At 71.1% G+C, this 10,205-nt stretch carries 9 protein-coding genes and 1 pseudogene; 3 read left to right on the plus strand and 7 right to left on the minus strand.

What is annotated here, in order from left to right:
- Positions 1 to 172: 172 nt before the first annotated feature.
- On the plus strand, positions 173 to 2,185 hold the full coding sequence (locus tag ETD85_RS55570; RefSeq protein WP_138697926.1) for a beta-galactosidase: 2,013 nt from the start codon (positions 173 to 175) through the stop codon (positions 2,183 to 2,185).
- Positions 2,186 to 2,331: 146 nt separating this feature from the next.
- Here ETD85_RS55570 and ETD85_RS55575 read toward each other — a convergent pair whose 3' ends face one another.
- Together ETD85_RS55575 and ETD85_RS55580 are read right to left on the minus strand one after the other, a co-directional pair.
- Positions 2,332 to 2,988 (minus strand): class I SAM-dependent methyltransferase, encoded by a 657-nt coding sequence (locus ETD85_RS55575; RefSeq protein ID WP_206059499.1) that lies wholly within the window; start codon positions 2,986 to 2,988, stop codon positions 2,332 to 2,334.
- A 109-nt stretch (positions 2,989 to 3,097) separates the two neighbouring features.
- Entirely contained in the window at positions 3,098 to 3,688 is a 591-nt protein-coding gene (locus ETD85_RS55580) for a TetR/AcrR family transcriptional regulator (protein WP_138697928.1), read from the minus strand.
- Positions 3,689 to 3,963: 275 nt separating this feature from the next.
- Here ETD85_RS55580 and ETD85_RS55585 point away from each other — a divergent pair, with 275 nt between their 5' ends.
- Positions 3,964 to 4,839: an LLM class flavin-dependent oxidoreductase gene (locus tag ETD85_RS55585; RefSeq protein ID WP_138697929.1), complete on the plus strand. Its 876-nt coding sequence runs from the start codon at positions 3,964 to 3,966 to the stop codon at positions 4,837 to 4,839.
- Between the two features lie 17 nt (positions 4,840 to 4,856).
- On the opposite strand, the gene ETD85_RS55590 is transcribed toward ETD85_RS55585, so the two are convergent.
- On the minus strand, positions 4,857 to 5,624 hold the full coding sequence (locus ETD85_RS55590) for a phosphotransferase (RefSeq protein WP_206059500.1): 768 nt from the start codon (positions 5,622 to 5,624) through the stop codon (positions 4,857 to 4,859).
- A gap of 34 nt (positions 5,625 to 5,658) precedes the next feature.
- Positions 5,659 to 6,615: an adenosine deaminase gene (gene add, locus ETD85_RS55595; protein ID WP_138697930.1), complete on the minus strand. Its 957-nt coding sequence runs from the start codon at positions 6,613 to 6,615 to the stop codon at positions 5,659 to 5,661.
- A 137-nt stretch (positions 6,616 to 6,752) separates the two neighbouring features.
- On the opposite strand from add, the gene ETD85_RS55600 reads away from it, so the two are divergent.
- Positions 6,753 to 7,493 carry an alpha/beta fold hydrolase gene (locus tag ETD85_RS55600; RefSeq protein ID WP_138697931.1) on the plus strand — a complete coding sequence of 247 codons (741 nt, stop codon included), beginning with the start codon at positions 6,753 to 6,755 and terminating at the stop codon, positions 7,491 to 7,493.
- A gap of 138 nt (positions 7,494 to 7,631) precedes the next feature.
- On the opposite strand, the gene ETD85_RS55605 is transcribed toward ETD85_RS55600, so the two are convergent.
- The 3 genes and pseudogenes from ETD85_RS55605 to ETD85_RS55615 form a co-directional block, all read right to left on the minus strand.
- Positions 7,632 to 8,399 (minus strand): class I SAM-dependent methyltransferase, encoded by a 768-nt coding sequence (locus ETD85_RS55605; RefSeq protein ID WP_170247380.1) that lies wholly within the window; start codon positions 8,397 to 8,399, stop codon positions 7,632 to 7,634.
- A gap of 148 nt (positions 8,400 to 8,547) precedes the next feature.
- Positions 8,548 to 9,546, minus strand: a pseudogene (locus ETD85_RS55610) (RNA polymerase sigma factor); the annotation flags it as partial.
- Positions 9,547 to 9,696: 150 nt separating this feature from the next.
- A partial coding sequence (locus ETD85_RS55615; protein WP_138697933.1) for a DNA glycosylase AlkZ-like family protein occupies positions 9,697 to 10,205 on the minus strand: 509 nt, incomplete at its 5' end.

The following is a 10,205-nucleotide window of genomic DNA, read 5'->3' on the forward strand; positions in this document are numbered from 1 at the left end:
GCCCCCGCCCTCGCCGGCTGCGCGGGAAGCTCGACTCGCTCGGCGGCCCCGACCGCCTTCGTATTGTGAACACCGGCCCTTTCGCCGGGACCGTCCCGCTCGCCTTCCTCCTGTTCAGCCTGCAGAGGCACCGGCGCAGCGGCATTACCACGGGAGCAGTGCAATGACTCGCATGGACGATTTCCGCGACCGCGTCGGCGGTTTCGCCTTCGGCGGCGACTACAACCCCGAGCAATGGGATCCCGCCGTCTGGCGGGAGGACGTCCGGCTCATGCGCGAGGCCGGCGTGAACACCGTCTCGCTCGGCGTTTTCGCGTGGGCCTCGCTGGAGCCGGAGCCCGGCAAGTACGAGTTCGGCTGGATGGACGAGGTCATGGACCTCCTCCACGAGAACGGCATCAGCGTCAACCTGGCCACCCCGACCGCGGCGCCGCCCGTCTGGCTCACCCACCTGCACCCCGAGGTGTTCCCGATCAGGGAGGACGGGCACCCGTTCGGCTTCGGCAACCGGCTGCAGTACGACCCCTCCTCGCCCATCTACCGCGAGTACGCGGCGAACATCACCACCAAGCTGGCCGAGCGCTATTCCTTCCACCCGGCGCTGGCGATGTGGCACATCAGCAACGAGTACGGCCCGGTGGCCTACAACGAGGCCGCCTCGATCAATTTCCGGCGCTGGCTGCGGCGTAAATACGGCTCGCTCGACGCGCTGAACGAGGCGTGGACGACGCGTTTCTGGGGCCAGGTCTACACCGACTGGGACCAGATCGAGGTGCCGAACATCCCGCGCAGCTGGATGAACCCCTCGCGCCGGCTCGACTTCAAGCGCTTCAGCTCCGACGCGCTGCTGGAGTGCTATGTCGCCGAGCGCGACATCGTCCGCTCCTTCCGCGACGACATCCCGGTCATGACGAACTTCATGCGCTTCTTCCGGCACGCCGACTACTGGAAGTGGGCGGGCGAGGAGGACTCGGCCGCGCTCGACATCTACCCGAACCCGGCCGACGCCGACTCGCACGTGTCCGCGGCGTTCAACTACGATCTGTTCCGCTCGCTCAAGGGCGGGCAGCCGTGGATGCTCATGGAGCAGTCGAGCAGCGCGGTCAGCCAGTGGCAGCTCAACATCGTCAAGGAGCCCGGGCGCATGCGGCTCGGCTCGCTGCAGGCGGTCTCGCGGGCGGCCGACTCGGTGATGTTCTTCCAGTGGCGGGCCAGCCGGGGCGGCCAGGAGCGCTTCCACTCGGCGATGCTGCCGCACTCGGGCCCGGACTCGCGCACGTTCAGGGAGATCTCCGACCTCGGGCGCGAGATGAAGCTGCTCGCGCCGGTGGCCGGGACGACCTCGCGCGCGGAGATCGCCGTGCTGTTCGACTGGAACGGCTGGTGGGGGCTGGAGGAGACGTTCGGCATCCCGCGCAGCGACTTCAGCTACACCGACACGGTGATGCGGCACTACACGCCGCTGTGGGAGCGCCACTACCCCGTGGACGTCGTGTCCTACAGCTCGTCGCTGGACGGGTACAAGGTGCTGGTCGTGCCGAACGCGTACCTGATCGACGACGAGGGGGCCGAGCGGATCCGCGCGTTCGCCCGCGACGGGGGGACCGTGATCATGTCGTTCTTCTCCGGCGTGGTGGACGGCGACAACCGGGTCCGGCCCGACGGCTACCCGGGGGCGTTCCGCGAGCTCATCGGCGCCAAGATCGACGAGTACTGGCCGGCCAGGCCGCACGAGGAGTTCGGCGTGCGCTTCGCCGACGGGCGTACCGCCACCTCCACCTGGTGGCGCGACGACCTGCACCTGGAGGCCGGGACCGCGCTGGCCACCTACACCGACGGCCTGCTCGAAGGGCGGGCCGCCGTGGTCGAGAACCGGTACGGCGCGGGGCGCGTGGTCTACGTGGCCACGCTGCTTGAGCAGGCCGCGTTCGACTCCGTGGTGCTGGAGGCGGTCGGGGCCGCCGGGGTCGGCAGCCGTTTCGAGGGCGTGCCCGCCCACGTGGAGTGCTCGGTGCGCGGGGACGCGTCGCACGAGTACGTGTTCCTGCTGAACCACAGCGGCGAGCTGAGCGCGTCCGTCCCCGTCGGAGGGGAGGGGACGGACCTGCTCACCGGGCGTCCGGTGAGCGGCGAGGTCGCGCTGGAGCCGCTGGGCGCGGCGGTGATCCAGCTCGCCCGCGGCTGAATCACGGTGCCGCTCTCCCCGTCCGTGGTGGGCCGGGGAGAGCGGCACCTGCCGTCACGTGGCCTGGACCACCTCGCGGCCCGGGAACCCTCGACCACCTCAGGGCCCGGGGACCGGTCCGTGATCCATCCGGCCCGGCCGGGGGATCACCGCTTTCTCGCCTTGACCGCCAGCGTGAGCGGCACGGGCGTCCCGCCCTCCTCGAACCCCTCCAGCCCGAGCCCGGCCCGCACGAAGCCGCCGAGCAGCTCGTGCAGCGGCCAGTGGCTCGCCCCGACCTTGTCCCGCAACCCCTGATTCGTCCATGACGCCCTGGTCCAGTGCCGGTCGAGGTAGCCGGGCCGGATGACGATCTCCGCCTGGTCACTCCAGTCGGCGAACCCGCCGACGAAGCACGGGTGCACCCCGACGTGCACGAACACCCCGCCGGGCGCCAGCACCCTGGCCACCTCCCCCAGCACGTCCGGATAGGCGGGCATGTCGGTGTGGACCATGACCGAGACGACCGCGGGCAGGCTCCCGTCCCCGAAGGGCAGCCGCCCCGCGTCAGCCCGGGCCACCGGCAGCCGCTCGCGCGCGTAGCGGAGCATCCCGGCGGACAGGTCGACGCCCACGGGGGTTCGCCCGAGCTCCCGGACGAGGCCCGCGTAGGCGCCCGTGCCGCACCCGATCTCCAGGCACGGCCCGCGCCCCGGGCCGAGCAGCGCACGCAGCGCCCGCCTGATGCCCAGCCGGTCTCTGGTGTCCTGGGGCACGAACTCGTGCTCGTACCAATCGGCGATGTCGTCGTAAGCAGCCTTCACCACCCCATTGACACCCGCCGCACCGCCCCGTGGCGACCCTTTTCGCCACCGGCGTCATGATCCCGCGTACCGGCCGCTCCAGCACGCGGCGCGCGGTGAGCGAGCGCCGCTACCGCGGCCGGCGGAGCCCCGCGATGAGGAACTCGACCAGCCGCCGCGCGTCGTAGCGGGGGTCGTTGTCCGCGCCGATGCAGAGGTTCCCGACGCCGCGCATGAGCTCGAGGGCGTGGACGTCGGGGCGGATCTCACCGGCGGCGGCCGTGGCCTCGAGCAGCTGGGCGCACACCGGCACGAGCCGGTCGAGGAAGTAGGCGTGCAGCGTGTCGAAGCCGGCTTCGTCGGAGTGGAGCACGGCGGCGAGCCCGTGCTTGGTGACCAGGAAGTCGACGAACAGGTTGATCCATCGCCCCAGCGCGTCATAGGGGCTCGCCAGGCTCGCCAGCAGGGCCGGACCGGCCTCCGCGCAGGCCTCGACCTGATGCCGGTAGACGGCGATGATCAGATCCGCTCGGGTCGGGAAGTGGCGGTAGATCGTGGCCACCCCGACGCCCGCCCTGGCCGCGATGTCGCGCACCGGCGCCTCGACGCCCGAGGTCACGAAGACGGCCGCGGCGGCGTCGAGCAGCGCCCGTTCGTTGCGCCGTGCGTCGGCCCGCTTACGGGGGGCCGCACGCCCTGCGCCTTCGCCGCCGTCGTTCACCGCGATGTTCCTTTCGCCTGCCGGAGTTGCGAAACGGAACCATGTTCCCTATCGTAGTCGGAACGGGATTCCGTTTATCCATGATGCCAGAGCGCCGGCCGACGACCAAACCGCCACTGCGCCGCCGCACGCCCTCGCAATATACGACGGCGGGCAGGTGGCGGCATCGGGCACCGGTCCCGATGAGCGGCGGCCGCCGCGTACCAGAATCGCGTTCCGTTTATCCCTCGGGCAGCGCCCCAGCCGGCGTGACCGACACCGAAAGGACCCGCCCCATGCCGCACACCACCAGGCCCAGCTTCGGGATCATGACCGCCCCGTCACAGGTCGACTACCAGGACATCCTGCGGGTCTGGCGCGAGGCCGACACGATCCCGGAGATCGAACACGCGTGGCTGTTCGACCACCTCATGCCCATCTTCGGCGACCCCGACGGAACGGCCTACGAAGGCTGGACGCTCCTCTCGGCCCTCGCCGCGCAGACCCGACGACTGCGGCTCGGCGTGCTGGTGACCAGCAACCGCATCCGGCCGCCCGCGATGCTGGCCAAGATCGCCACGACCGTCGACGTCATCTCCGGCGGACGGCTCGACTTCGGCATCGGCGTCGGCTCCCGGCCCGGCTGGCCCCTGGCCCGGCGCGAGTACGAAGCGCACGGCCTGCCCTTCCACGACACCGCCCACGCCGTGGGCAGCCTCGCCGAGGCGTGCACGGTGATCCGGCGGCTATGGACCGAGACCGAGCCGTTCGACTTCCAGGGCACCTATGTGCAGGTCACCGGCGCGTTCGGCAACCCCAAGCCGGTCCAGCGCCCCCATCCGCCGATCCTCATCGGCGGACGCTCGTCCGCGACGCTGCGCGTGGTCGCGGAGCACGCCGACCTGTGGAACATCCCCGGCGGCGACATCGACGACGTCGTCAGCCGCAGCGCGCTGCTGGACCGCTACTGCGCCGAGATCGGCCGCGACCCCGCCTCGATCACCCGCTCGATCCACCTGTCCGTCTCCTACGACCAGCCCGGCAGCACCCGGGACGCGATCGGCGAGGCGATCGACGCCGGCTTCCGGCACGTCGTTCTCGGACTGTCGGCGCCCTATCCCGCCGGCGTCGCACGGTGGGTCGCCGACGAGCTCATCGCGAAATATCGCTGACGAAGCATCCCTTCATGTCAAGGGGTCTGCGACAGGACGAACTCCTCGTATCCCTCGGGCAGTCGCATACCGCGTGACAGCATCCAGTGCACCCGGCCCGCCCCCGTCAACGCCACGGTCGCGCGGTAGCCCAGCTCGGCGTCCTCCCTCCTGAACCGCCCGGCCGCCCCGGCCAGGTAGTCCTCCATCGGGCTGACCAGCGTGCCGAGCGCCGTCGCGGCCAGGTCCGCGCCCACGGGGCCCGCGCCTAGCGTCGCCCAGTCGAGCACCACGGTCGTGCCTTCCGAGGCCAGCAGGTTCCCCGGTGAGAAGCCGCCATGCGTCAGGACGACCGGCAGGCGTGCCAGCGCGTCGAGAAGCTCGCCCTGCCGCCGCCAGAGCCCGGCGATCCGCGGATCCGCCGCCACCGGGGTCCACTCGCTGACCGCCAGCCGCTGGGCGAGCTGGTGCCCGGCCAGCCACGGCACGTCGGGGACGGCGGCCCCGGCCTGCCAGGCCCCGAGCCGGCGTGCCGCCAGGCCCGGCGACTCGGGCGAGCCGGTGACGTCGGCCAGATACACCACGTCGTCCACGACGCCGTGGCAGCGCGGCGCGGCCAGCTCCGGCCCGCACGGCAGCAGGCCGGACGCGTAGGCCAGCGGCTCGCGCCGCCAGTAGGCCCAGTGCCGGGGGTCGTCCGCGTACGGCGCGTGCCGCCCGGTCCGCACGGGCCGGAACTCCTTGCGCACCACGCGGAACGGCACCTCGCCGCCGTCGCACGCCGCCAGCCCGGTCAGCCGGGTCACGGCGCCGGTGGCCGGCCCTCCGCCGGGGGCTCGTTCAGCCGGCGGCAGGCGTCCTGAGCCACGCGTCCACCCCGGTCCTGAGCTCCGCCTTGAGCCCTTCGGGGGCGAACGACGCGTCGATCGAGGCCCGCGCCAGCTCGGCCAGGTCGCCGTCGCCGTACCCGAAGACCTCCCGCAGCCGGACGTACTCGTCGGCCAGCGCCGTCTCCCCGTCCGTGTTGATCGTGACCGCCAGCCCCGCCGCCCGCAGCCGTGGCAGCGGGTGCTCGGCGAGCGAGGGCACGAGCCCGAGCAGGACGTTGGAGGTGGGGCAGACCTCCAGCGGGATCCCGCGCTCGCGCACCTCCGCCACCAGCGCGTCGTCGTCGAGCACCCGGATGCCATGCCCGAGCCGCTCGGTGCGCCCGAGGTCCAGCGCCTCGCGGATGCTCGCCGCACCGGCCGCCTCGCCCGCGTGGTGCACCAGGTGCAGCTCCGTGTCCCTGGCCGCCTCGAACACCTCGGCGAACGGCGCCAGCGGGTAGCTCTCGTCCCCCGCCAGCCCGAAGCCGATCACGCCGTCGTAGCGGGCGGCCAGCTTGTACGTGTGCCAGAGGCGCTCAAGGGACCGCCGCCTGGAGTGGTCGAGCAGCACCCGGCACTCGATGCCGTACCTGGCCCCGCCCTCGGCCAGCCCGTCCAGCACCGCCTCCAGCGGCATCTCCGGCGCCCCGAGCCGCTCGCCGTGAGAGGCGGCGGTGAAGGTGACCTCCACGTACCGGGTGCCCTGGGCGGCCTCGTCCTCGCAGAGCTCCATCGCGATCCGCCGGAAGTGCTCGGGGGTGCGCAGCAGATCGCGTACGCGGGCCCGCTGGTCGGCGAACTCCCTGAAGCTCGCGAACACCCCGTCGTGCGCGGGCGGCCCGCCCAGCTCGCGCACGGTCTCCGGGCGTACGGTGCTCTCCAGGTGTACGTGCAGGTGCGCTTTGGGTAGCAATCGGACATCTCTCACGTCCGACACATTAAGCCACGCCACTTCCCGCACGCAGTCCGTTATCCGTCGCCCGCCGGCCGCACCCGGCGTACGGTCGAGGCGAGACGGAAACGTCCGGTCGCCCGCCCGCGCGGGGCCCTGAGGAGGAGCGCACCATGACCGCTGTCCTTGTTCACGGCGTCCCGGAGACCCCGGCCGTCTGGGACCCGCTCCGCGCGGCCCTGCACCGCCAGGACGTGCGCGCGCTCCGGCTGCCCGGCTTCGGCGGCCCCAGGCCGGCCGGCTTCACCTCCACGAAGGAGGAGTACGTGAGCTGGCTGGCCGGCGAGCTGGAGTCCATCGGCGGCCCGATCGACCTGGTCGGGCACGACTGGGGCGGCGGCCTGGTGGTGCGCCTGGTCAGCACCCGCCCCGAGCTCGTACGCACCTGGGCCAGCGACGCGGCGACCCTCGGCCACCCCGACTTCCAGTGGCACGACCTGGCCAGGATCTGGCAGACGCCCGGCGCCGGGGAGGAGTTCTTCACCCAGCAGCGCTCCGCGCCGGTCGAGCGGCAGGCCGAGGCGTTCGAGGGGTTCGGCGTGCCGCGTGAGCACGCTCTGACGATGGCGGCCGCCATGGACGACGTCATGGCGGAGAGCATCCTCGCGCTCTACCGCTCGGCGGTGGACGTCGCCGCGGAATGGTCCCCGGCGTTCACCGGCATCGCGCCGCCCGGGCTGATCCTGGCGCCCTCCGGCGACCCGTTCGTGCGGCTGGAGCTGTGCCGCGCGACCGCGGCCAGGACCGGTGCCACGCTGGCCGAGCTGCCGGGGCTCGGCCACTGGTGGCTGCTGCAGGATCCGGCGGCGGGGGCGGCGAGGCTGGAGGAGTTCTGGAGCGCCGCCACCAAATGACGCCCCGCCCGGCCCTCCTGGAAGCGGTTCGCCCGGCGCGATGACTGGAGTCGGGCACGCGGGCCGGCGCACGGCGCTGCGGGACGGGGGCGGCGGCGGCGCCGACGACCAGGCCGCCCCCACCTGGAAAACGCCCGATCAGACCAGGGAGGGCTTGGTGATGCGGATCTTCGACTGCTTGTGCGGCAGCCGTTCCCAGTCCTCCATGAACGTCGCCCGCAGCCCGTGCTTGCCGGCCAGCGCGATGAGGGTCTCGGTACGGTAGTAGAAGTCTTCCCTGAGCACCTGGTGCTCCTGGCCCTCGGTCCTGTCGAAGGTGAAGTCGAACCAGGCGCCCGCCTTCATCACGCGCCCGACGTGGGCGAAGCACTCGTCGATGACCTCCAGCGGCGAGTGCGAGAACACGCTGTGCGCGTGGATCACGTCGAAATGCGCGTCGGGCAGGAAGGCGAACCGCAGGTCCCGTACGGGCGTCAGATACGGCAGCTTGTCCCCCAGCCCGTGCTGGACGATCGTGTCCTGGGCCGCCATGAGGATGTCGGGCGAGATGTCGATGCCGTAGTAGTTGCCGGTGTGCAGGTAGTCGATGAACAGATGGCCGGCACGCAGGTTGCCGCAGCCGATCTCCAGGAGGCGGCATTCCGGCTTCAACCCGTGCTCGACCAGGTAGTCGAACTGCATCCGCCCCAGCGCCAGCCACCGTCTGGGCGTGTGCGAGCCGACGGCGCCGCCGGGGTCGCGCGCGGTGTCGGACTTCATGACGGCGCGGTAGTAGGCGACGTGGTCGCGCGTACGGAGCCTGAACCAGGTGTCGCGGACCAGCCGCCGCAGATGGGGGACGATCTTGTCGGGGTTCTTGACCGCGTAGGTCACCTGGTGGACGAGGCTCGAGCGGGAGCGTTTCACATTCTGGAATCTAGGTCACCCTCCGCGCCCTCCAAGGGGCTGTGGCGACAGTCTTGAGTTTCTGTTTGCGCAGCCTTTTCTGCTCGCCTCACGACCGTCGTCGCGACGCGGCAGCCCGCCGGACCGAAGCCCCTCGCCCAGGGGAGCGTCAGCTCAGGTAGTCGCGCAGCGCCAGAGCACGCGACGGGTGACGGAGCTTGGACATCGTCTTGGCCTCGATCTGCCTGATCCGCTCGCGGGTGACGCCGTAGATCCGGCCGATCTCGTCGAGCGTCATCGGCTTGCCGTCGGCCAGGCCGTAACGCATGGTGATCACGCCTGCCTCGCGCTCGGAAAGCTGGTCGAGCAGGGAGTGCAGCTGCTGCTGGAGCAGGATGAACGACACCGCCTCCGCGGGCGAGACGGCCTCGGTGTCCTCGATGAGGTCGCCGAACTCGCTGTCGCCCTCCTCTCCCAGCGGCGTGTGCAGGGAGATCGGCTCGCGCCCGTATCCCTGGATCTCGGCCACCCGGTCCACCTCGAGCTCGCTCTCCTTGGCGATCTCCTCCGGCGTGGGCTCGCGGCCGAGCTCGCTCTGCAGGCGGCGCTGCACCCTGGCCACCTTGTTGATCAGCTCCACCATGTGCACGGGGATGCGGATCGTGCGGGCCTGGTCGGCCATGGCCCTGGTGATGGCCTGCTTGATCCACCACGTCGCGTAGGTGGAGAACTTGTAGCCGAGCCGGTAGTCGAACTTCTCGATCGTCCGGATCAGGCCCAGGTTGCCCTCCTGGATCAGGTCCAGGAAGAGCATGCCGCGACCGGTGTAACGCTTGGCGATGGAGACGACGAGGCGGAGGTTGGCCTCCAGCATCCGGCGCTTGGCACGCGCGCCGTCGTCGACGATCCACTCCAGGTCGGCACGGAGCTCTGCGGGCAGGTGCGGCTCGTTGTCCAGCCGCTCCTGGGCGAACAGGCCGGCCTCGATGCGCTTGGCCAGCTCGATCTCCTGCTCAGCGGTAAGCAGCGGCACCCGGCCGATCGCCTTCAGGTACGTCTTCACCGAGTCGGCGCCGACGGCCGTGCCACCGTCGGCGACGCTGTCGTCCAGTTCGAGAACCTCTGCTGCTTGGGACAAAACACTCTCCTCGCTCGCTTTGGATGGACGGCGCCTACTTGCGGTCAAGCCTGAGATGGGGGAAGTGTGCGGCTGTGAGCATCGACACCTTGGGGTTGAGGGAACAGAAGAAGCGAGAGACCAGGCGGACCGTCTCCTTCCAAGCTACCTAACGGTTGAGGTAACGCGGCTCCGGCCGGGCTAGGTCGTCGCCGAGCTCCTGGGCGGCCGCCAGGTGATGCTCCCCTCCTCGACACCGGCGAAGGCCATCAGGCGCGCCCCCTCGGCGGCCAGCTCCCCCATCACCTCGTCGGGCAGCGGGTGGAAGGGCTCGACCGTCAGCACGCCGCCTTTAAGGTCCCACATGCCACCGACAGTTCCGTCGACGAGGAACGTCGGGTAGATGATCGCGCCCACGCACACCGCCTTGCGCTGCTCGGCGGTCATCATCCGACTGCGGTCGGCGAAGGCGACCATGAGGTTGTCGAACCAGGGCAGGAACCGTACGGGGGCCGGCGCGTCCGCCGCGGCGAGCGGGGCATCCGGCAGGTCATAGAGGACGCGGCCCTCGGTGTCGTGATATTTCCGGAGGTAGGGCATCGCTTCCACCACGCCCCGCAACCGCGTCAACCCCGACCACATCTGCACGTCCATGACGCTCGCCGGCCCGAAAGCCGCCAGATACCGCATCACCAGCCGCTCCACCGCCC

The sequence above is a fragment of the Nonomuraea zeae genome (assembly GCF_005889725.1).
GTDB classification, from domain to species: domain Bacteria; phylum Actinomycetota; class Actinomycetes; order Streptosporangiales; family Streptosporangiaceae; genus Nonomuraea; species Nonomuraea zeae.